This is a genomic window from Paenibacillus sp. E194, from assembly GCF_000935845.1.
Lineage (GTDB): Bacteria > Bacillota > Bacilli > Paenibacillales > Paenibacillaceae > Paenibacillus_B > Paenibacillus_B alvei_B.
The window spans coordinates 1-22,155 of record NZ_JMDX01000058.1; the positions used below are offsets into that span (position 1 = coordinate 1).

General features: G+C 48.2%; 19 protein-coding genes. 3 read left to right on the forward strand and 16 right to left on the reverse strand.

The features are described from left to right. Positions 1–604, forward strand: a 604-nt coding sequence (locus AZ66_RS10475) for an MFS transporter (RefSeq protein ID WP_044354805.1), incomplete at its 5' end; no start/stop codon positions are given. A gap of 186 nt (positions 605–790) precedes the next feature. Here AZ66_RS10475 and AZ66_RS10480 read toward each other — a convergent pair. The 3 genes from AZ66_RS10480 to AZ66_RS10490 all read right to left on the reverse strand — a co-directional run bounded on the left by AZ66_RS10480 (position 791) and on the right by AZ66_RS10490 (position 5,474). Then, positions 791–3,790, reverse strand: coding sequence for a YhgE/Pip domain-containing protein (locus tag AZ66_RS10480; RefSeq protein ID WP_044354806.1), 3,000 nt, complete (start codon positions 3,788–3,790; stop codon positions 791–793). A 39-nt stretch (positions 3,791–3,829) separates the two neighbouring features. Next, positions 3,830–4,423: a TetR/AcrR family transcriptional regulator gene (locus AZ66_RS10485; protein ID WP_021258380.1), complete on the reverse strand. Its 594-nt coding sequence runs from the start codon at positions 4,421–4,423 to the stop codon at positions 3,830–3,832. A gap of 307 nt (positions 4,424–4,730) precedes the next feature. Beyond that, positions 4,731–5,474 (reverse strand): MBL fold metallo-hydrolase, encoded by a 744-nt coding sequence (locus tag AZ66_RS10490; RefSeq protein WP_044354807.1) that lies wholly within the window; start codon positions 5,472–5,474, stop codon positions 4,731–4,733. 423 nt (positions 5,475–5,897) lie between these two features. On the opposite strand from AZ66_RS10490, the gene AZ66_RS10495 reads away from it, so the two are divergent. Continuing rightward, positions 5,898–6,224 (forward strand): YxeA family protein, encoded by a 327-nt coding sequence (locus AZ66_RS10495; protein WP_044354808.1) that lies wholly within the window; start codon positions 5,898–5,900, stop codon positions 6,222–6,224. 155 nt (positions 6,225–6,379) lie between these two features. Here AZ66_RS10495 and AZ66_RS30525 read toward each other — a convergent pair whose 3' ends face one another. Then, on the reverse strand, positions 6,380–6,550 hold the full coding sequence (locus tag AZ66_RS30525; RefSeq protein WP_005545397.1) for a CxxH/CxxC protein: 171 nt from the start codon (positions 6,548–6,550) through the stop codon (positions 6,380–6,382). 111 nt (positions 6,551–6,661) lie between these two features. Next, positions 6,662–7,906 carry a S1C family serine protease gene (locus AZ66_RS10505; protein WP_044354809.1) on the reverse strand — a complete coding sequence of 415 codons (1,245 nt, stop codon included), beginning with the start codon at positions 7,904–7,906 and terminating at the stop codon, positions 6,662–6,664. Between the two features lie 243 nt (positions 7,907–8,149). On the opposite strand from AZ66_RS10505, the gene AZ66_RS10510 reads away from it, so the two are divergent. Then, the gene (locus AZ66_RS10510; RefSeq protein WP_044354810.1) at positions 8,150–8,374 is read left to right on the forward strand and encodes a hypothetical protein; all 225 of its coding nucleotides are present in this window, start codon (positions 8,150–8,152) and stop codon (positions 8,372–8,374) included. Here AZ66_RS10510 and AZ66_RS10515 read toward each other — a convergent pair. The 11 genes from AZ66_RS10515 to AZ66_RS10565 all read right to left on the reverse strand — a co-directional run bounded on the left by AZ66_RS10515 (position 8,328) and on the right by AZ66_RS10565 (position 22,151). Then, positions 8,328–9,149, reverse strand: a complete 822-nt coding sequence (locus AZ66_RS10515) for an MBL fold metallo-hydrolase (protein ID WP_021258385.1) — start codon at positions 9,147–9,149, stop codon at positions 8,328–8,330. The two genes, AZ66_RS10510 and AZ66_RS10515, sit on opposite strands and share 47 nt — an antisense overlap. Beyond that, entirely contained in the window at positions 9,146–9,895 is a 750-nt protein-coding gene (gene yycI / locus AZ66_RS10520) for a two-component system regulatory protein YycI (protein WP_044354811.1), read from the reverse strand. Before yycI ends, AZ66_RS10515 begins: the two co-directional genes overlap by 4 nt. Before the next feature lie 33 nt (positions 9,896–9,928). Beyond that, entirely contained in the window at positions 9,929–11,248 is a 1,320-nt protein-coding gene (locus tag AZ66_RS10525) for a YycH family regulatory protein (protein WP_044354813.1), read from the reverse strand. Continuing rightward, a complete protein-coding gene (gene walK, locus AZ66_RS10530; protein WP_442950282.1) occupies positions 11,242–13,032 on the reverse strand; it encodes a cell wall metabolism sensor histidine kinase WalK in 1,791 nt (596 codons plus the stop codon). The genes AZ66_RS10525 and walK overlap by 7 nt, the downstream gene beginning before the upstream one ends. An 80-nt stretch (positions 13,033–13,112) precedes the next feature. Then, entirely contained in the window at positions 13,113–13,847 is a 735-nt protein-coding gene (gene yycF, locus AZ66_RS10535) for a response regulator YycF (RefSeq protein WP_044354815.1), read from the reverse strand. A gap of 209 nt (positions 13,848–14,056) precedes the next feature. After that, entirely contained in the window at positions 14,057–15,592 is a 1,536-nt protein-coding gene (locus AZ66_RS10540) for a peptidoglycan DD-metalloendopeptidase family protein (protein WP_044354816.1), read from the reverse strand. A 315-nt stretch (positions 15,593–15,907) separates the two neighbouring features. Then, positions 15,908–16,702, reverse strand: coding sequence for a hypothetical protein (locus AZ66_RS10545; protein WP_044354817.1), 795 nt, complete (start codon positions 16,700–16,702; stop codon positions 15,908–15,910). Positions 16,703–16,934: 232 nt separating this feature from the next. Further along, positions 16,935–18,218 carry an adenylosuccinate synthase gene (locus AZ66_RS10550; RefSeq protein ID WP_021258392.1) on the reverse strand — a complete coding sequence of 428 codons (1,284 nt, stop codon included), beginning with the start codon at positions 18,216–18,218 and terminating at the stop codon, positions 16,935–16,937. Between the two features lie 174 nt (positions 18,219–18,392). Next, positions 18,393–19,751 carry a replicative DNA helicase gene (gene dnaB / locus AZ66_RS10555; protein WP_021258393.1) on the reverse strand — a complete coding sequence of 453 codons (1,359 nt, stop codon included), beginning with the start codon at positions 19,749–19,751 and terminating at the stop codon, positions 18,393–18,395. A 1-nt stretch (position 19,752) separates the two neighbouring features. Further along, positions 19,753–20,196 (reverse strand): 50S ribosomal protein L9, encoded by a 444-nt coding sequence (gene rplI, locus AZ66_RS10560; RefSeq protein ID WP_021258394.1) that lies wholly within the window; start codon positions 20,194–20,196, stop codon positions 19,753–19,755. Further along, a complete protein-coding gene (locus AZ66_RS10565; RefSeq protein ID WP_044354819.1) occupies positions 20,193–22,151 on the reverse strand; it encodes a DHH family phosphoesterase in 1,959 nt (652 codons plus the stop codon). The genes rplI and AZ66_RS10565 overlap by 4 nt, the downstream gene beginning before the upstream one ends. Positions 22,152–22,155: the final 4 nt, after the last annotated feature.

A 22,155-nucleotide genomic window follows, 5' to 3' on the forward strand; every position in this document is an offset into this window, starting at 1 on the left:
TGCAGAATGGCGTGATATCCGCCGCCTCACCTTCTGTCAGCTGCTTGTAGGCTTAGGCTCAGGGCTCGTTGTCCCTTACTTGAATTTATATTTCACGAATCGATTTAACGCTTCTATTACCGCTGTCGGCTTCCTGATCTCACTTGGGCAGATCATGACGATTATCTCCATGCTCATTGGGCCAACACTGGTGAAGCGGATCGGACAGGTGCCTGCGATCGTCGTGTTCCAGATGCTGTCCCTCCCCTTCTTACTGCTTACTGGATTCACAAATGCAATCTCCATTGCCATCGTGAGCTTCCTGTTCCGGCAAGCGCTTATGAATGCGGCGAATCCGATTCAATCAGCAGTCATGGTTGACCGTATCTCGGATTCACGTCGCGGAATTGCCAACTCCTTAACACAGACAGCCTTCATGCTTGGCTGGGCGAGTATGGGAACCGTACAATCGTATCTGGTCACCACATACGGTTACTATTGGGGCTATGCGATAACCTTCAGCATTACTGGTGTCCTGTACGTAACCTCATCCATCTGTTACTTCACGATGTTCCGAGAGAAACGGATTCCAAAGGGACTTCAGGCAGAGGGAGTCACTACATAAAGCAAGGTCAACAACCCCCTCGCTCTGGACAACATCCGTAACAATAACAAAATCGCTGCCTGATAACCCAGGCAGCGATTTTTATATAATCTATATGATGATTGATGATTGCATAATACGACTATTTATCCTAATAAAACCTCTTACTGTTCCACTACAAGTCTATTCGCCTGCAAATCTACAAGCCTACAACAGCTTACTTTGCTTTGCTTTCTTCAAGAACTTATCGCTGTTCTTATTAATTGTCTTCTTCAAGCCTATACCTAGTACAAAAGCAATTCCGATATAGATCAACAGGATAAGTACATGCTTCGTCACAACATCCCACAGAATTCCCCCAACTGCCTCACGCATAATGCCTATCGCATGTGTGAACGGTAGGAACGGATTCAGCTGCTGGAAGAACTTCGGCGTCATTTGAATCGGGAATGTACCACCAGAGGCTGCCAATTGGAACACAAGCAATACAATGGACAACGCCTTACCTACATTACCGAATACCGATACCAACGTATAGACGATGCTAACAAATATGATACTGATAAAAATCCCGAACGCGAAGAACCAGAACTTGTGCACGACATAGGTTTTCAGCAGGAACATGTCTCCCAGTGTCACGATCATACTCTGACATATACCGATCGTCACAAAGGTCAGCCAACGTCCGAAGTACACTTGGTAGCTCTTATAGTCATGCTTGTTCTCGATGTCTACAATCAGCATGGAGATGAGCAGCAAGCCGCCGACCCACAATGCCAATGTCGAGAAGAACGGCGACATCGCTGAACCGTAGTTAGGTACAGGGAACAATTCATGCTGATTAAGCAATACCGGCTCCGCGAAGAATTGACTTTCCTTAGCCGCATCCTTACGAAGCAAGTCAATGACTTGATCCAGGTCACCTTTTTCTTCGAATTCGCGGATTTTGGATGCAATGTCTTTCACTTTCTTTTTGATTTCTGGGAACTTGTCACTGAATTCATCCAGTCCATCTTCCCCCGTGTGAATCTTATCCTTCATATCAGCCAGTGAGGTCTCGACTTCTGGAATCATCGAGAACATTTCTTTTTTCACTTTCTTGATGAAGTCCAAGCCTTTGCGAGAATCCTTCACACCTTTGTCGAAGGCAGGGACAACATCCGAATCGATCTTCCCGATTACTTTATCAATGGACGCGCTTGTATCCTTCGTGGAATTATATACCTTCTGCAGCGCATCCTTCGTCGGTTGATTCGCTTTGCCGGCCGATTCGCTTGCACGCTTCAGCATATCCGACAAATCTGCCAGTTTCCCTTTTACCTTATACATACTATCGACAATGTCTGTAATCGCACCGTCATCCACCGTTTGCTTCATCTTCTCAGTGGAGGTGATAAGCTTATCCGCAAGATTCTGACCGTTGCTGATGTGCTTTTGTGCATTATTGATTTGATCGATTACCTTGTCTGCCGTATTGCGATTCATGATCTTATCTGTCATTTCGATGACATTGCGAGTGCTGTCCTGCATCTTATCGATCATCTTCGAAGCATCACGATTCAATGCTTGCATATCCCCGCGGATCGTTTGGAATCGCGGTTTAATACCATTATCATAATCGCTAACGAGCTGAGCAACGAGCTCACTTGCTCTTGCTGCCGCTTCTGCACCAATCTGCTTGCCGCCAGCCAATCGCTCCTGCAGCAGTGTGAGCTTCGTCTCCATGCCCTTCAATTGAGCAATCAGCAGATCAGTGTCTATGCCTGTCACATGAGCCAGCTTGTTCAGCTGATCCTTGTACTTCTCTAAGGAGCCTAATGTGAGCTTCATCTGATTCGTCATATCCTCGACAGCTGCATTCAGCTTGTCGGTTAATGAAGCATCCGTCTCACTGCCCTGAATAAGCTTGTTGACGCGATCAACTTTCTCCTGCAGCTGACCGAGATGCTCTCGATACGTCTTTCCTAACCGTTCTGCATCATCGAATGCCTTCGATACCGTCGGTGCAACCTGTGAATTCAAGCTGGTTCTGGCTTTATCCAGAATCGAGTTGACTTCGATTGCCTTATTGCGAATATCCCTCAGCTTATCATCTGCAATCGACTTCGCAGATTCTACGGTTTTTTGTGCTTCATCCAGACGCGTCTTCAGATCCTCCGCGCCCCGCTTCGCGTCAGTCAAGGACGTGAGCACATTATCAAACAGACCATTATTCTTCAAATTCCGGTCTACATCTTCAACCGTCGTAATGAGACGCTGCAAGGAATTCATCCCAGACTCCACTTCGACACTCTTCTTGGCCAGCTCTGTCTCTACCTTGCCAAGATCGAAGTCGGAGTTCATGATATTCTCCACGACCTTCGATGTATCCGTTGCAACGTCCTGAAGCTTCCTCAGATTGTCTTTGACAACCGGCACTTCCTTATGGAAGGAATCACTGCCCTTATCGAGCATATTCTCCGCATCTGTAATTACCGAATCCGGTCGGTTCTCGTAGCGCTTGATGACACGGATGGCAGACTCTGCCTTGCTAATGAAGTCCTTCGCCTTGATGATATCGACTTGGCCTGTCTTCATCAGCTTCTCGATCTCCGGCAGCTTCTCCTCCAATTTGAAGATGTTATCTCTAAGCTTCTTAATGTCCGGCTCATTCGTTTCAAGCTTAAGGCCGACATCATTGAAAATATCGAATATCGCTTTGTTCGCCGTCTCTACGAAATTGCTGCTAATGTTCGACACCAGCGTCGAGGCTCCTGCCCCCGCAACCTTCGGCGAAATCGCGTTAATCTTTTCATTGATATAATAATCAAGCTGTGCCTTCTCTGGATGATCCGAGATGACGGATGAGATCTTCTCAGAGAAATCCTCTGGGATAACAATGGCTGCATAATAATCGCCATGATTGACCCCATTGATTGCCTCATCCTTCGTAACGAATCTCCACCCTAACTTCTCATTTTCCTTTAATTGTTCAATAACCTTTGCCCCAACATCAAGATCCTTGCCTTCTACCTTGGCACCCTTATCCAAGTTCGCAACCGCAACCGATACATCCTTCGTATTGGAGTACGGATCCCATGACGGGAGGATGTTGAACCATGCATATAGGGAGGGCAGGATCACTACTGCTAAAATAACAATAATTGCAGCAGGATTTGTAATGATGTTGCGAAGATCCGTTTTATAAATGTGTAAGATGTTCTTCATCCCACTGCCACCACCGTTCTACTTATAATATGTAATGCATTATCCAATTCTAGCAATCCCCTTCTGAGCTGCCCCATTCAGCAAATAGAATTCAAGCAAATGAGGAATTTGATCCTGATGGATAGCCTTCGCACGCTTCGGCCATTCCACTACAAGCGCTGCGTAAGTCTTAATAAATAGGAAAGCAGTCAGCTCAGCATCACAACTCTGCAGCTCGCCTGAATCAATAGCTAGCTCTACCTGCTCTTTCACAAAGTGCTGAAGCGCATCTTCCACCTTGCTCATCTCAGACATCACAATCTCGGTCCCCATCTCCCGCATCTCGTGTGAGAGAATAACCATCATCTCATGCTTGGATCGGAATTCCAACACATTGTGCAGAGTACGGTGCAAGTTCTCTGTAAAGGTTCTCTCTGGCTGAACGGATGACTGTGCAACTTCCAGTATGTCTTGAATGAATCTATTCATAATGGCTTCCAGCAGCTCTTCTTTTGTTGGGAAAAAACGATAAATCGTCCCCTTGCCCACATGTGCAAGTCTCGCTATCTGATCCATTGTACTGCCTTTATAACCATATAATGAAAATGACTGTGTTGCTGCCTCTATAATCCTCGTTCTTCGATCTACGATCATACGGATTCCTCCTTTCTGCAAAGAGGCGACTACGAACAGGTTCTAGAACTACAGAACTAAATGTGAATTTCGGTCACTCATTCTTGCTATTATACTTCCAGCAAAATGAATTTGCAAGAAATGACACCTTTTAGACACAAAAAAAGCGCCCTATCTCATTGACAGAACGCTTGTAACCGTTTTCCTGTGGGTGACTTGCATCCGTTTGTAAGTAGTTCGATAAAACACCACTACAAATTCGAAATTTCTATTTTTATCTATATTTCTCTCAATATCATACCTCATTGGCCGCTCCACTTCGTCCATTCTATTTCACAGCATTGCCGTTCATAGGTACCGCTCCCCACTTCCGTTCTGCTTCCTGAATGGCACGATCCATTTGAGATGTCGGCTTCATAAGCATCACCCCATGTCCTACTGCGAGTAGAGTAGGCTGTAACGCCCTTAACTTGATTGCGCTTGCCAGCGCAGCTTCGTTATTCCAAGTCGCCATAGCTGGGAATGGGAACAGCGGCTTGAGCATCCCCGATACTGCGATTCCTCCTCTAGTTTGGAAAGCATCCCCAGCAATCAGCGCGCCATCTCTCGTATCATAGAAAGCCATCATGCCTGGCGTGTGACCTGGTGCAAGCAAAGCACGTAGAGATCCCACCATCTGACCGTCTTGAAGCAGTACATCCGGCTTCGTACGAATTGCCCCTTCCTTCGGCACATCACCACGAATAGGCGTTGCTGCCTCACCATCTTCTAATGAGCAGTTCCCCTGCAGCAGCTTGGCATCACGCGCTGAAATCATCACCTTCGCATGGGGAAGCTCCTGCTTCAAAGCATCCAATGCTCCGATATGATCACCATGTGCATGAGTAAGCAAGATACGTGTTATTGGCTTTCCAATTTGCTTAGCCGCCTTCAAGATACGAACAGCACTATAAGGAAGAGCAGCATCGACTAATGTCAGCTCATTCTCCTCTTCAACGAGATAACAATTCACAGGAAACAAGCGTGGCAGGAAAGACAGTTGAATAATATGACCTTGCTTACGCATACGCATGGATGACCATTCCTCTCTAACTAATATTAATTATATATTAACTAATGATATTAGTTTTTGCAAGAAGGAGTTTGCTCATCGTGTGTAAAAATCGTACCTGATTATGTATAAAGCTTTCCGTGCATATTCAATTTACGACAGACGAATGCTGTCGTTATCCCGAATATTTATTGTTTTTCACTATCCACATGTGGATAATTGCATTTTACCGTCCAAACGCCCCTTATCCACATATTCATCCACTTTATCACCAACCCTGCGCAGCTTGTTTATAAGATATTCGATGCTCCCCTGTTCACTCGCTTTTCCTTCACTTGCCACATGACATAACTGTAAGGCTGTGTTGGGTAAATCGATTTGTCCTGTTCTTTGTTGCTGTTATGATAAATGCTAGAACTACGTAAATTCGGAGGTATCTGCGTCATGAAGAGACTAATCGCTTTATTCGCGGTCATCACATTGTTTGCAAGCATTCTTGTCGGCTGTGACTATAATCGAAACGGCAAGCAGCAATATTATGTCCAAACCGTTGGCGATCCTAATGACAATGGGGAATATACCCTACCCGCATTCGATGAGAAAGGTAATAAGCTGAAGCTCACCTTTATGAAAACAGGGGAAAACCGCAAATTTAAAGAGCATGCGTTTTTACGCGTATATGTAAAAGATACGGATCGTGTAACCGCCTACGAAGAAGTAAGCAAGGATGAGCTTCCTCCTAAGGTAAAGGATAAGTTGAATATCAAATAACGAGCTTCACTTGATTCCATATGGAACAACGCAAAAAAACAAGGGCGCATCCCACCTCGGGGGTGTGCCCTTGTTCTATACACGCAATTGAAGTGTATGAACGATGTTGCCCGAACCTTCATGAAACGGACAGGATCATTCATCCTACGACAAGATTACACGACTAGAAACTTCGCCTCTTGCTCGCAATCCATACAGCACTTGATTGGCCGTTCCCAATCACTGAATTCAACGCCATCCAGATCGACAACGTCGGGGGCATCTTCGAACTCATCTACAAAATTGTCAATTGCCAATTCTACATGCTCTTTACAGACTACGTACATGTCGTTCCCTCTTTCTCGCTTATCTTGCTGTCTTATTACGTCCATCATAACATAAATAGGCCGGGTACGGGTGAAGACATTTGATTTTCCCATCTTAGGATATCACTTAGTTTATCCGGCCTGCTGTGGCTTATCCTCAAGCTGCACAGTCGTCATCATCAGCTTGCCCTCGCGATAGAAGTGAACCTCCATCGTATCGCCGACCTTCTTCTTCTCATATAAATATTTGCGCAGATCTCGGGTCTGACCGATCGTTTCATTGTCGAAGCGGACAATCACATCATTCAGCTTCAGTCCTGCCTTCTTGGCCGGCCCCGTAGCCTCCAGTACAATAACTCCGTTCTTCACGTCTTGCGGAAGCTTGAGATCATTGCGCTGCTCCTCCGTAATCGGAGCATAAGGATTCGTCAGATCGACCGTATATACGCCTAGGTAAGGCCGAATAACCTTGCCATTCTTCATAATCTCGTCTACTACCGTCATCACTTCATTCGTAGGAATCGCAAATCCGAGGCCCTCAACGCCAGTCGTCGCGATCTTCATCGTATTGATGCCAATAACCTGCCCCTGCAAGTTCACGAGTGCGCCTCCGCTGTTGCCCTCATTAATTGCCGCATCCGTCTGAATAACCCTCTGCTCCCAGTCATATACACCATCCTGGTTCAAGGATACCGGGATAAGTCGATTCGTATAACTGACGATGCCAGCTGTCAGTGAGCCGCCTAGGCCAAGCGGATTGCCAATCGCAACGACGGTTTCCCCAAGACGCAGACGGCGTGAATCGCCAATCTCGGCTACCGTGGATACGCCTGCATCATCAATAAGGAGAACGGCAATATCCATCACCCGATCCTTGCCAATGAGTTCTGCATTTTTGCGCTGCCCGTTCGAGAGCACCACCTCTAGCTTATCCGCCCCCTGCACGACATGCTCATTCGTCAGGATGAACGCTTTGCCGTCATCGCGCTTAATGATGACGCCTGAGCCTAGATTTGTGTCCTTCTCATCATCAGTCTCTGCTGCCACTCGCTTCTGCTCATTGACGATGCTGACCACCGCAGGCCCAACCTTATCGGCTACAGTCACAATACGATCATAGGGATCAACCGTACCCGTCCGGTTAATGGTCACAGGCTGTGTGACTGAACCTGTTCCCACAATCCAACTATATAAAATAACGGCTGACAAGGCGCTAACCACCGAGCTTACGATAGCCACTTGGATGGTGGACCACCTGCGGCCGGATTGAGTTGTCCTGCCCAGTGTCCATCCCGTTCCTGTCTCCCGCTCCTGCCATCTGCGCTTTACCTTGCCAGACACCTTTGTCGAGAAAAAATCATCATCAAACAAGCTCATCCGAACAACTCCCCTCAACCCTCCAACCGGGATCGATCCACGCGTTGAACCGCTGCCTTCGCAGCATCATTACACCACGGAATGATATGGCCGAAAATCGTCAACACTATATATTAATGCACACTATGAGCTTGTCATGAAAAAGAATTGTACTAGATTTGCAAGCTTGTACATATTCTATCATACAAACAGGGAGTTGAGAGAAACAATCTCCCTCCCCTAATAGAAAGGAGAACTAGATTTATGACGACTTCAAGCACAATCAGGTCGGACATCGACCTAGTCGGACAATTGGCTGATATGAAGGAAGATCAATACCGCCTCACCTTGGCTTTATCCACCCTCATGGAGCTTCTCGTGGACAAAGGCTTGATTACGCAGGAAGATATCTCCCAGAAGGCCAACGATCTGGATAGATGGCTTACAGACGAACCACGGACTTCGCATGAACCGTATCCCATGCCGTAGGCTTGTCATAATACGTATCTTTTAATTGCAGTTCACTCTCTTTGTAAAAATGGCCGTTGTCCTCCATGACTCCCTTTACCGTCAAGCGGGCGAGATCCATCATATTATGATCCCGGCTTAAATGCGCCAAGTATACGCGGCGGGTATTGCCCGTAGCAATCTCGCACAACGCCTCGCCTGCCGCATCATTGGACAAGTGCCCCATATCTCCTAGAATACGTCGCTTAATATTCCATGGATACCGCCCCATACGAAGCATTTCTGTATCATGGTTAGATTCCAGCACGAGTACATCCGAATCGATAATCTCATCTCGAACCTTATCGCTCATATAGCCTAAATCCGTCGTCACACTCAGCTTTGTCTCGCCTTCATAGAACTTATAACCAACCGGCTCGGCAGCATCGTGAGAGATACCGTATGATTCTATGCGCAGATCCCCGAAATCTCGTGCTTCCCCAGTTTGCATGACAATCCGATTTTCCTCTGCAATTTCACCCACATGCTTCTCTAGTGCTTCCCATGTGTTCTCATTGGCATAGATCGGCACGTTGTGCTTGCGTGAGAAGGCTCCAAGACCTTTAATGTGATCAGAATGCTCATGCGTGACGAATATGGCGTCAATCTGCTTGCCCGAGAGCCCCTGTTCTTCCAGGAGCTGCTCTGTCCGCTTGCAGCTTAGACCAACATCGATCATCACAGTTGCGTCTTCATTCTGAATGACCGTTGCATTGCCTGTTGATCCACTCGACAGTACTGAAAATCGCATACTCATCTATCGTTCTCCTTCTTTCCTTCTTGCGGAGTATCAATTGCTCCACTTATCGCATTCACATAATAGACTTCATCATTATCCAAGAGGATGCGCCAAGACGGCGCTGCCACCTGTGTATTGGCTGCATCGAATATTTGACCATGGTAGCCAAGCTGTACATCCTTGACGACGGCCCCAGACATTAAGGCACTCAAGATCACATGCTCCAATGCTTGAGATGCCGGCAAGATCTTCTGCTCCTTGCTCTCCTTGGCTTCAATCAGCTCTACATACTGCTGCCGGAACCCCTTAATCTTCTGCTGGCTATGTGCCAGCTCCAATGTCACTTCGAATATCGGCAGGCCATTAGGCAGCCGCTGATACAAGACGAATGTTCCATTTCTACCCGTCAACGGGTCATATCGGTACATCTCAATATGAGGAATATCCCCTTGCAGGGACTTGATCAAATCATTCTCCATAAATACGATCTTCGTATCCTGAGGCTGCTTGAGCGGTTCCATCTGATCGCCCCGCTTCACGAATCGGTACGTGATTTCACGTAAGGTGGGCGTCTCTGAAGGAATCTTGGCTGTAACTTGAATCTTCTTTACTTCCATCATCTTCTTCGCAGCATCAGACAGGGAGGTCCAATCCAGCTCGGAATGCATTTGGTCGCGTACCTCTTGCCAGAGCTGATAACCCAGCACAATATTGAGCAGCAGAAAAGCATAAATCAATATATTCTTCGCTCGACCCCAATCCATTTGACTCCTCCCCTCTGAGATACGATCTTACGTTCATTTCTTAACAGCCCCATCGAGCAATGCGGTCGTCCCATCCTTGTACTTCACCTGCCAAGCAGGCAGCAGACGAACCGTCTCCTTCCCTAGCTCAGGGATATATACCGGGTCAACTCCTACGATTGGCTTCTCCTGACTGAGTGCATTCAATTTTTGAAGCAAAGCATCTCCAACCACCAGTTGGCGCATTTCCTTCTTCTCTGCACGCTGATGAAGCTGTACAAGAGAACGCTCATAACTCGTTACTGTGCCCTCTTGCATCGTAACCTGCATATACCCGAACCGGAAGCGACTTGTACTGACAATTGGGTAAGAGCCCCAATATTGCTGGAATCGGAAGGCTGTCCCTAATCCACTGGTTGCTCCGTTCAGCACATCCTTCTTCTCATTATCCGGCATAGTGACACGATATCTGCCATTCCAGCCTCCATGCTGGTTAATGAAGCGGACCGCTGCCGTGACATCAGAAGCAATATCCTGCTGCCCTTCTGTCTGCACGACAGGATCGGAGTAGATAAGCCATTGCAGGCCCCTATTCACTTCCAAGCCGCGCTTAACGTCGGTATAAATTTCGGAATTCCCAGTCTCTATATTTTTCGTAACGGTAGGATCATTGAATAGGCTGCGCTGCATTTGCTCTGCCGTAATTCGATCATAAGGCAGCGTAACCTCAAGCAGTTCAATCGGCTGTTCTGGAACATAATATGACCCGTTAACCAACTTATAAGGCGTCCAAGACCGTCCGAATTCGACCTGCTGCTTCACATCCTGCTCGGTCAAGTCTGCTCGGGTCGACTCATAGACAGCGTCCCCCTTCGCATTGAAGAAGAAGACGCGGACTTCCTTCGTATCCTTCGTCGTATACAGCCATATTCGACGAATGCTCTCATTCATAAGCGCAGAATCATCACCGATCGGAAACACCTTCTGCAGCAGTTTCACAGGGATAGGCGCGTGGAAAAGCAGCTCCACTCCCTCATTCTCCTCGCGTATTCGATTCCATTCCACCGCAGAAAGCGAGCGGTATTGGAACCCATCATACGAGCGTCCCTGCAGCCGCTTCACAATAATGTTATAGAACGTCATGCCCGGATATAGAATGGTATGCTTATTTCCTCCGAGATGAAGAACCAGCTGCTCTGGGAAGATTAGATTCTCTACCTTCTCTTCAGGCCCGAGTGGATCGGTCGTAATGTAGTCGCTGGTCGATTTTTTGCGTACATCGAAGTTCGGCATGCTATAAGCAAGGAAGAAGCTCTGCAGCAAGCTTAACAGCACAAGAAATGTTAGCAGCATCGTCTTAAATCGCTCTACCATTCGCCAGCCTCACTCCCTTCCGTCTTCATCGATGTTAACGGAAGCGAGAAGGTAATTTGCGTACCTGCGCCCCATTCCGACTCAATCCATATATCTCCACCATGCGTTCTCACAATTTCCCGGGCAATGGACAAGCCTAACCCCGTACCGCCCATATTGCGCGAGCGAGCCTTATCTACCCGATAGAACCGTTCAAATATTCGTTCCAAATCCTTCTGTGGAATGCCCAGCCCATTATCCTGCACCGATACATGAAGCATGCTGAGGGAAGAATCCAGAATTGCAACCAGCTTCACCTCGCCGCCGTCTGGCGTGTACTTCACTGCATTGGACACAAGGTTGTCCAGCAACTGATCGATCTGATCCCGATCAATCATCACTAAGCCTTCCTTGCCGATGTCCGGATCAATGACAACTGACGCAGCAATTCCCTTATTGCGGAACTGGAAGGAGAAACGGTCTATGACATCCTCCAACATCTCAGTCATATCCGTCACCTGCTTGCGCAGCTTCGCCTGCTTCGAATCAAGGCGCGACAGATGCAGCAAATCCGTAACGAGACGAATCATGCGCTCCGTCTCGTTCTGTATAACGCCAACGAAGCGCCCTGCAAGCTGCGGCTCTTCCAGCGCGCCGTCGCCTAATGCCTCAACATAGCTCTTAATCGTCGTCAACGGCGTCCGCAGCTCATGTGACACGTTGGCTACGAATTCACGACGAGACTGCTCCAGCTTCTCCTGCTCCGTCACATCCTGCAGCACGACAATCGATCCTGTCATACCTTCCCCACGGCGATGAACTGGGGTGAAGGATATGCGCAGGATTGTCTCGCTATCTTCATCACCCTCATGTTCTTCTGTTCGAGGAAGCAGCATCCAGTTCAGCTTGCCGTTCACCATTTCATCGATCTGTTCCTGCGGCACACGAAGCACCTCGGACATTGGACTGCCCTCTACCTCGCCTTGCTTGATACTTAGCAGCTTGCACGCCCGTCTGTTGACGAGAATGACCTGACCTTGTTCATCGGTCGCGATAACGCCGTCACTCATATTTGTCAAGATGGATGCCAGCTTCTCCTTCTCTTCCTCATTCGCATTCAGCGCTTCCTGCAAGCGCCTCGTCATATAATTGAATGCCTCACTTAACTGACCGATCTCATCGGTGCCCATCACAGGAACTTGTCCTGCGAAGTTCCCTTCCGCCACCTTCGTTGCTTGCTTCGTTATCTCCTTGATCGGCTGTGTAATAGTATGGGCCAGAATGACACCCAGTACGGCCGTCAACCCAAGTGCAATCGCCATCCCCGAGAGGAAAATCCGATTGATCCCCTCAATTGTCGCGTACAGCTCCTTCATTGATGCGACAATGTATAGGGCCCCTACGAGCTTCCCATTGGAGTAGACGGGCTTCGCCAGCACCTGCTTGCGCACATTGTCCTCATCAATGATAACCTCCTGGTTATCACGCATGCCCTGCAGGGCCCGATTCACTACTGTCTCTGTATTTTTGCGTCCTACATATTCCATATGGGTAGGCACAGATGTCGTCAATACCTTTCCGGTTACGTCCAATACCTGTATTTCCACGCCATTCATATTGATGAAGCTGCGCACGAACTTATTGAGCGCCTCCAGCGTCTGCTCATCATCAAGCGTCTCATCGCCCTTCAGCGTCTGACCCGCGTAAATAGACATGAGCTCTGCTGTGTTCTGCAGCTCCTTCGTGAAGTTAGTTGTCTGCGTATGCTTCATCGAACTGACGAAGTAGACACCGATGAGCTGCATCGCAATTAAGATAAGCAGCACATAGATAATAATCAGCTTCGCCTGAATGGTGCGAAAAAATCGACCCAGCCCCCGCTTCACTAGAACCCTCCACTCCGCGGATTGCGCATCATATATCCCAATCCGCGCCGTGTAATGATATATTCCGGCTTGCTCGGATCATCCTCAATCTTCTCGCGCAGGCGGCGTATCGTTACATCCACCGTGCGCACATCTCCGAAATACTCATATCCCCACACTGCCTGCAGCAGGTGTTCGCGTGTCATGACCTTGCCAGCATTGCGTACCAAGTAGAACAATAGTTCATACTCCCGATGCGTCAAATCCAGCATAGCTCCGTTCTTATAGACTACATACATGTCCGTATCAATGAGCAGCTCATGCAGCTTCATGCCCTGCTTCTCTGCAGCAGATGTCTCGGCATCCTTTTCCGGATCCGGAGTAGAGATTTTGTTTTGGCGCCGCAAATGAGCCTTAACCCTAGCCAGCAGCTCTCTCGTGCTGAACGGCTTCGTAACATAGTCATCGGCTCCCATTTCCAAGCCTAATACCTTATCAAGCTCTGTGTCCTTCGCCGTCAGCATAATAATAGGCATATGCAAATGCTGACGCACCTCACGGCACACATCCATCCCGTCCTTCACGGGCAGCATCAAGTCAAGAAGCATAAGATCCGGCTTCTCCGATATTGCCAAATCAACAGCAGCTCCGCCATCGAAGGCGCAGATGACCTCGTAGCCTTCCTTCTCCAAATTAAACTTTAAAATATCTGCAATCGGTTGTTCATCATCTACAACGAGAATTTTGCCGTACACGGATCCGCACCTCTCCCTCTACCTTCACATTTCCTGTCACGTACTAATACAGTCACAAATTCCGTTCTGCATGCAGCCAGTCCTTATGTCACTCTATTTTACCATAATTGTCTCTACATCCCGAACCCAAACGTTGGAGAAGACGGCATAACGCGGCAATCTAAATATAAAAAAGACGGGACATCCGATTCGTCCCGTCTAGCTTGTGTTTATAAGTATTTAAGAGGATTCTGCACTTCGTCATTTTTAATAATTTCGAAATGCAAATGCGTTCCTGTGGAATCGCCCGTATTGCCCATTACGCCAATATCTTGACCCTTCTCCACAATATCACCGGCATTGATATTAATTTTGCTCAGATGGCCGTACAAGGTTTTGTACCCATTGCGATGGTTGACGATAATGCAATTGCCATACCCGTTCTTCACACCCGCAAACAGTACGACGCCTTCATCAGCAGCCATAATCGAACGATCCGAGGATACCATGTCGATCCCCTTGTGCATGCGGCCCCAGCGCTTGCCGAATCCGCTTGTCAAGGTTGCACTGTTCACAGGCCAATCGAAGGAGCCTGTCCCTTCGCCGCGCACGACCTTCGTGCCGCGAATGACAATCTCCGGAATGGCAGGCTCGACAACCTCTTGCTCAATCCATTCCTCGTGGGACAGTTTGCCGTTGTCCTTCACCAGGCGATAAGACATGCGCTTTAATCCCTGTTTGCCCTTGCGGACAACCTTGGACTCCCCAGAGCGCATATTCGGATCTTCCTTGATCATCTTCTGCGGCTCAGTCACCAAATACTCGCTATAAGCTTCAACCGTCTTCACTGTAATAAGCGGCTTCGTATCCGTCAAATTAAGAATTTGTCCATCTTGCAGGCGCTCTTCCCCAACGGTCGGGTTGTTGTGGTAGATCGCATCCATAGAGACATTCATTTTATTTGCAATTGAAGAAACGGTATCTCCTGTCCTCACAATATATTGGAGCTTATTCGTGAGGCCTGTCGTCAGCTTACTAATCGCCTCATCCTGCGTCATCAGTTTGTCTGGGCTAATATTGGCATTTTCCGTGCTGACACGCTCGCGGAAACTGACAGATTCCAAGCGTGATACGGCCTTCGTTGCCTTCGCAGAGCGCATAGGCGCAGCTAATACGCGTACTTCCTTCGCGTTCCCTTTGTTCGATGCAGATGGAGTGTACTTCGCCTTCACCTGCTTCAATATTCTCTCAGCCGTAGCCTCGTCATTCACATATCCGACCGTCGCGCCATTGATCTTCAGCTCGACACCCTCTGCATATGCAGTTGTCAATTGATCGAGCTTGGCTAACGTTGCTTCCGTTGTCGGCTTCGCCTTGAATCCGGAATCCTCAATTGTTCGAATTCCCTCTCGATTTATCTTCATATGGGCGTTCGGATACTTAGCCTGTTCCTTTTGGAGCCGAGCTGCATAGTATTTATCGACTTCTTCTAGAGTAGACACCGTACCCACCAGTTCATTCTTATGGTATACGTGATAAAAAGGTATCGTATTGGCTTGTACATAGGTAATGCCTCCCCACACTGCAGATGCAGCCAATGCCATGCCACTCATTGCGAATACAATCGTTCTTTTCCCCTTTGTCATCCATCGGGTTGCAGGATTCTTCGTCAACCGTTTCCGCCATGCAGCCGTCCATTGTTGCCATCGGTTGCGATCATTCATTTGTTCCTTTTCCTCCCGACGATTTCCGTTGAAACGTTCCATGATGGTCTCCTTTGCGAATACAATACCTATATTCTCATACGTAATGTGATCTTTATCTATGAAAATTTACAAAAGTTAACGTTTTGTCACCTTTTTTTAATGTACCATAGGTCGAAAGTACATTGCAACTTGACCGAATTCGTCATTATTTGGACGTTGTCCATCCATACACCCCTTACTTTCCCAAAACAAAAACGCGAAAATGTGCTCTCCTGAGGAGATGGCCAATTTCGCGTTTATTATGCAATCCTTTTAATCGGTTTATTCAGCATAGATCCTCACAAGGATCGTTCTTCGTGAAGCCTATGAATCAGACTACGGTGTTCCAGCACTTTCTGTCTTTCTTTCCTTTGCATTTGTACCATCTGTAGTGCTGGCAGTATCCTTCGTCTTCGATTCTCCCACCATCCACTCCCGCATCTCCTTATATTCCTCGTCATTTAGATGCTTCGCAAGAATCTGTTCGACTTCCATAACCTCACTGGAAGTTAATCCTCCCTCCATTAAAGTGGAGATGCGCTGCCAATCCTCTTGCGGGAGCTTTTTCATCAAGGTTGCGAAGATTTGATCCTTTTTCTCCTTCGACAACTCTTCCTTGCTCTTCGCTATCGCGTCAGGCGGCACTATTATCGCCTCCCGCCCCTTCGATTCCTGACCGGATGTTATGCCTCCCATCACCGGCAAAGCGCCATCAGGAGTTGGAGTTGATCCACTCTCGCCTTCATTTCCCTCAGCAGGTGGAGATCCTGTCGTTCCGGCACCATTCGTCTCAGTCGCTCCCTGCCCATTCCGATTAAATCCCGATTCCTGACTATTAGTAGTAGTTCGTTCTGCATGGTTCCCGCTACTTCCCGTTATCCCATTCTGACTCGTACCTGTAGACTTATTATTTGATTGACTAGCCGTTTGTACATCAGAGCCAAGCAGCACACCCCACATGGAGGTCAGTGTCAGCGGCTTCCGTTCTATCGGGATTTGGAAATTATCCAAGGCAGTCTGAATATATCGATCGACTACAATCGCTGTCGTTCCAACCGTTAGTAAGCTAGATAATATACCTACGACCAATATCGTCATTGCTAATCGCACCACACGCCACACTAAGCGCATCTATACTACCTCCCAGCCAGCTCTTGCTGTCACGCAAGGGCAATATGCCCTCCCTCGTGTCCGAGTGCGTATAATAGAGTATTAGCAGCTTCTAATATGACTCTTCTTCCTCTATCTCGCATTCGGATCCTTGCCGGCTCACAGTCATTTACTGCTTAGTATGCCCAATTATGTACAAAAAAAACGACTCCTCCCGAAGGGAAAGCCGTTTTGTTTCTATATCATGCTGCAATTAGCGATAGATAGAACGCACTTGGTTCGTCTGCTCGCGGTTGCGGCCAACGGAGAAGATCGAGATTGGAATACCTGTCAGCTCCGATACGCGCTTCACATAGTTGCGTGTTGATTCAGGCAGTTCAGCAAGCGTCTTGCAGCCTGTGATGTCTTCCGACCAGCCCGGCATTTCTTCATAAATTGCTTCGCACTTCGCAAGCATATCTAAGCTTGCTGGGTAGTGCTCGATAATCTCATCGCCGCACTTGTAAGCCGTACAGATCTTAACTGTCTCCAGTCCAGTCAATACATCAAGCGAGTTCAAGGACAAGCCTGTAATCCCACTCACGCGACGAGCATGGCGTACGACGACACTGTCGAACCAGCCTACGCGACGTGCGCGGCCTGTTACTGTACCGTACTCATGGCCAGCTTCACGGATGAAGTCGCCTGTCTCATTGTTCAGCTCTGTTGGGAACGGACCATCACCAACGCGAGTCGTATAAGCCTTCGCTACGCCGATAACCTCTTCAATCTTAGATGGGCCAACACCAGAACCGATGCAGACACCGCCAGCTGTTGGGTTCGAAGAAGTAACGAACGGATACGTACCTTGGTCGATATCAAGCATAACGCCCTGCGCACCTTCGAACAATACCTTCTTGCCGCCATCGATCGCATCATTAAGCACAACCGAAGTATCAACCACATACTTGCGAATGAATTCTGCATATTCGAAGTATTCCTGCAACGTAGCTTCGATATCCAGCTCCTCGCCACCGTACATTCTGATTAACTCGTTCTTCTCATTTGCCAAGTGGCGGAATTTCTTCTCGAATACATCCTTATCGAGCAAGTCGACAATACGGATGCCGTTGCGAGCTGCTTTATCCATATAACAAGGTCCGATCCCTTTGCGGGTCGTCCCAATCTTGTTCGGGCCTTTGCGCTCTTCCTCTAGACCGTCCAGCACCATGTGATACGGCATGATGACATGCGCACGATCACTAATGCGAAGATTATCGGTAGAGAAACCATTTTCGTGAATATATTCAATCTCTTGGATTAGTGCCTTTGGATTGATGACCATACCATTACCGATTACACAGATTTTGTTTGTGTAGAAAATACCGGATGGAATCAGGCTCAGCTTATATTTCTTGTTATCAATCAAGATCGTGTGTCCCGCATTGTTACCACCTTGATAACGCGCAACCACGTCGGCGCTTTCGGCGAGGAAGTCAGTGATTTTCCCTTTCCCCTCGTCTCCCCATTGGGTTCCTACGACGACTACTGTAGACATATTCATACCCCCGGCGGGTGTTTACACACCGTTATTCACTGCTTTTTCATGCATTCGCTCCAAGCAGCATACCTAGTTTATCAGTCAAATAGTGCAAAGTCAACGAAAAGCGAACGTTGATATCCGACCTTAACCAAATGTTCGGAAAACAACGTTCGCTTTCTTTTACGTTTATTATCCCGCAGAGGCGTCCTGATGATTCCTTTCGTAGCTGACGAATTTGTTGAAGTTCTTCAAGAACACCAACTCCACCGTACCTACTGGACCATTACGCTGCTTAGCGATAATAATTTCGATAATATTCTTTTTCTCCGTATCCTGATTGTAGTAATCATCACGGTATAAAAATGCAACGATATCGGCATCCTGCTCGATAGAACCCGATTCCCGAAGGTCGGACATCATCGGGCGTTTATCTTGCCGCTGCTCTACGCCCCGGCTTAACTGGGACAAGGCAATAACGGGAACTTCAAGCTCACGCGCTATCTGCTTCAGCGTACGTGATATCTCGGAGACCTCCTGCTGGCGGTTCTCGCCTGGCTTACCGCGCCCTTGAATCAGCTGCAAGTAATCGATCAAGATCATGCCAAGACCATGTTCCTTCTTCAGGCGTCTGCACTTGGCGCGGATATCCGCCACCGTAATCCCTGGTGTATCATCAATGTAGACCTCTGCCTCGGACAAGGCTGCGATAGACATCGTCAGCTTCTCCCAGTCATCATCCTCAAGCGCACCTGTACGAAGCCGTCCTGCATCAACATTCGACTCGGCGCAGACCATACGTTGTACAAGCTGTGCCGCGGACATCTCGAGACTGAATATCGCTACCGTCTCCTTCGCTCGAACCCCAACATTCTGGGCTACGTTCAAGGCGAAGGCGGTCTTGCCGACTGATGGACGGGCCGCCACAATGACAAGGTCACTGCGCTGGAAGCCTGAAGTCATCTTATCCAGATCTGGGAAGCCTGACGGTATGCCTGTCGTCCCCCCGCCTGTTTGCTGGCTCAAGGTCTCGACTTTATCATACACTTCCATCAATACATCTTTAATCGCTATAAACCCGCTCGAAGAGCGGCGATTTGAAATTTCTAAGATACGTCGCTCCGCATCGCTAAGCAGTCCAGAGACATCCTCGCCGCCGGTATAGCCTTCACTTGCGATTTGCGTGGCAGTCCGAATGAGACGTCGCATCATTGATTTTTCTTCAATAATTTGCGCGTAATAATCGACGTTGGCTGCGGTTGGCACCGCATTGGCCAGTTTCGTCAAATAAGACACGCTGCCGACGTCTTCCAACTGCTGCTTATCCTTCAGCTTCGCTGTAAGCGTTACAAGGTCAATCGGCTGGTTGTCTTCACCCAGATCGATCATTGCCTCATAGATCATCTGATGGGCCGGATTGTAGAAGTCCTCGGACTGAATCCGCTCCATCGCCGTGATCATCGCTTCGGAGTGGAGCAATATAGCGCCGAGAACGGCCTGCTCAGCCTCCAGGTTCTGCGGCGGAACACGATCGACATACATCTCGTTCATTCTATTCCTCCGTTACGTGCACCTTCATCGTCGCCTTGACTTCAGGATGCAGCTTCACGGCTACATTCGTATATCCCAGCGTACGAATCGGGTCATGCAGTTCGATTTTACGCTTATCTATTTTGATCTTCATGCCTGCAAGAGCTTCCGCAATTTGTTTCGATGTGATGGCACCGAACAGACGGCCGCCTTCACCAGCCTTTGCCTTCAACTCAACTGTTGTTTCGCTCAGCTTCGCTGCAAGCATTTCCGCATCTATCTTTTCTTGTTCCTTACGTTTATCTTCTGACTTCTTCTGTTGATCCAGGGTCTTAAGATTGCCGTCCGTCGCCGGACGAGCCAGTCCCTGCTTGATGAGGAAATTTTGAGCGTACCCTTCGGAAACCTCTTTGACTTGTCCTTTCTTGCCTTGTCCTTTTACATCCTGCAACAAGATGACTTTCATTCGAACAACCCCTCTTCTGCGTCGATTTCTTCCAGCACGCGCTTCAGCTTCGCTTCTGCCTCAACAAGCGTACCTTGCAATTGAACTGCGGCATTCGTTAGATGTCCGCCGCCGCCCAGCCGTTCCATAACGACCTGTACATTCATCTGGCCCAGCGAACGCGCGCTAATCCCGATGAGTCCGTCATTTCGCTCGCTGATAACGAACGAAGCGAGAACATCGGTCATATTTAATAGCGTATCAGCTACCTGTGCAATGAGCAACTGAGAAAATTTTCGTCCTGGCTCTGTAACCGCAATCGCAATATGTCCATACAGCATCTGTGCATGGCGGATGACTTCCGCCTTCTGAATATACTCATCCAGATCTTCCTTCAAGATGCGCTGGATAAGCAGTGGGTCTGCACCTTGTCTGCGAAGGAAGCTTGCAGCATCGAATGTGCGTGAGCCTGTTCGCAGCGTGAAATACTTCGTATCTACCGTGATCCCTGCCAGCAATGCCGTTGCCTCCAGCATGCTGAGGTTGATCCGATTATGGATATATTGCAGCAGTTCCGTAACAAGCTCAGCCGTAGAGGATGCATATGGCTCCAAATAAACGAGAACCGCGTCATTAATGAACTCTTCGCCGCGGCGATGATGATCGATAATGACAATCCGATCCGATTGAAGCAGGCGCGGCTCCTCTACCATAGAAGCTTTGTGCGTGTCACATACAACCAAAAGGCTTGCTTCCGTAATCATTTCGATAGCTTCCGCTCGAGAGATGAACCTCGACCATAGAATTTCATCCTTCTTTAAATAGTCCACTAGACGATCGATCGAAGGATTGCTCTCTTCCAGCACGATATAGGCTTCAATTCCAAGCATTCGGCATGCGTTCAGCACGCCAATTGACGATCCAATCGAATCCGTATCCGGATTCTTGTGCCCCATAATGAACACAGCGTCGCTCTGCTTAATGAAATCTCGAAGCGCGTGCGCAATAACTCTAGCACGAACCCGAGTCCGCTTCTCTACTGCATTCGATTTACCGCCATAGAATGATAACCGTTGTCCCATGCGAACCGCTACCTGATCTCCGCCACGACCGAGAGCAATATCTAGGCTTGACTGTGCCAGCTGACCCAGTTCTGGGATGCTGTCCGCACCAGCTGCAATGCCCATACTGAGCGTTACTGGAAGCTTATTATCAAGCGTCGTCTCCCGAACCTCATCAAGGATGACGAATCTCGTCTGCTCCAGTGCCTTCATTGTCTGCACATCCATAATCATGAAGTGACGATCAGAGGACAGCCGCTTCATCAATACACCATGCTCGCCTGCCCAGGACGTAATTTGTCCATTTACACGCGCGAGCAGGGCGGCCCGCTGCTGGTCGTCCAGCCCTTGGGTAGACTCCTCCAAGTTATCCATAATGACGACTCCGACTGCTATCCGTTCTTCGTCATAACGTTTGCGCAAGCTCCACAAGTCAGTAATGTCCGTAAAGTAGACAACCCGCTCCTCTGGCACAATATCCGCATGTACGATACGTCCACCAATAAACAGTTCAGCGGAGCGATCCTTTTCTTTTCCCATATGAAGCTGCGGGAAGATATCCGTCAGCTCCTCTCCAACTAACCCATCCTGTCCGGTTAGCTGAGATACATAAGGATTATGCCATTCAATGACACGATCCTCACGATACAAAAGGATGCCATACGGCAAGTCGATGATGGCCTCTTCCCCAGCCCGCTTTACTCGTAATCCAAGCGTTGATAAATACGACTCCGTCTCTTCCCGGAATTTACGTTCTGCCGTGAACGATGCCATAGCGAGCGCTGCAATACTGATCCATGCCAATACCCCGACTCCCCAGTTATACCAGGTCAGTACTAAGCTCATGGCGATCAATACAACGAATGTCCAGCTTGTATGCTTCGTATACCAACGTTGAAACAATAGTTTAGGCATGCCT

What these genes read in the sequence shown, in the direction of transcription:
- AZ66_RS10480 (WP_044354806.1), bottom strand. Translation starts at nt 3,790, where the DNA reads ATGAAGAACATCTTACACATTTATAAAACGGATCTTCGCAACATCATT.
- AZ66_RS10485 (WP_021258380.1), bottom strand. Translation starts at nt 4,423, where the DNA reads ATGATCGTAGATCGAAGAACGAGGATTATAGAGGCAGCAACACAGTCA.
- AZ66_RS10490 (WP_044354807.1), bottom strand. Translation starts at nt 5,474, where the DNA reads ATGCGTATGCGTAAGCAAGGTCATATTATTCAACTGTCTTTCCTGCCA.
- AZ66_RS10495 (WP_044354808.1), top strand. Translation starts at nt 5,898, where the DNA reads ATGAAGAGACTAATCGCTTTATTCGCGGTCATCACATTGTTTGCAAGC.
- AZ66_RS30525 (WP_005545397.1), bottom strand. Translation starts at nt 6,550, where the DNA reads ATGTACGTAGTCTGTAAAGAGCATGTAGAATTGGCAATTGACAATTTT.
- AZ66_RS10505 (WP_044354809.1), bottom strand. Translation starts at nt 7,906, where the DNA reads ATGAGCTTGTTTGATGATGATTTTTTCTCGACAAAGGTGTCTGGCAAG.
- AZ66_RS10510 (WP_044354810.1), top strand. Translation starts at nt 8,150, where the DNA reads ATGACGACTTCAAGCACAATCAGGTCGGACATCGACCTAGTCGGACAA.
- AZ66_RS10515 (WP_021258385.1), bottom strand. Translation starts at nt 9,149, where the DNA reads ATGAGTATGCGATTTTCAGTACTGTCGAGTGGATCAACAGGCAATGCA.
- yycI (WP_044354811.1), bottom strand. Translation starts at nt 9,895, where the DNA reads ATGGATTGGGGTCGAGCGAAGAATATATTGATTTATGCTTTTCTGCTG.
- AZ66_RS10525 (WP_044354813.1), bottom strand. Translation starts at nt 11,248, where the DNA reads ATGGTAGAGCGATTTAAGACGATGCTGCTAACATTTCTTGTGCTGTTA.
- walK (WP_442950282.1), bottom strand. Translation starts at nt 13,032, where the DNA reads ATGCAGCTCATCGGTGTCTACTTCGTCAGTTCGATGAAGCATACGCAG.
- AZ66_RS10540 (WP_044354816.1), bottom strand. Translation starts at nt 15,592, where the DNA reads ATGGAACGTTTCAACGGAAATCGTCGGGAGGAAAAGGAACAAATGAAT.
- AZ66_RS10545 (WP_044354817.1), bottom strand. Translation starts at nt 16,702, where the DNA reads ATGCGCTTAGTGTGGCGTGTGGTGCGATTAGCAATGACGATATTGGTC.
- AZ66_RS10550 (WP_021258392.1), bottom strand. Translation starts at nt 18,218, where the DNA reads ATGTCTACAGTAGTCGTCGTAGGAACCCAATGGGGAGACGAGGGGAAA.
- dnaB (WP_021258393.1), bottom strand. Translation starts at nt 19,751, where the DNA reads ATGAACGAGATGTATGTCGATCGTGTTCCGCCGCAGAACCTGGAGGCT.
- rplI (WP_021258394.1), bottom strand. Translation starts at nt 20,196, where the DNA reads ATGAAAGTCATCTTGTTGCAGGATGTAAAAGGACAAGGCAAGAAAGGA.
- AZ66_RS10565 (WP_044354819.1), bottom strand. Translation starts at nt 22,151, where the DNA reads ATGCCTAAACTATTGTTTCAACGTTGGTATACGAAGCATACAAGCTGG.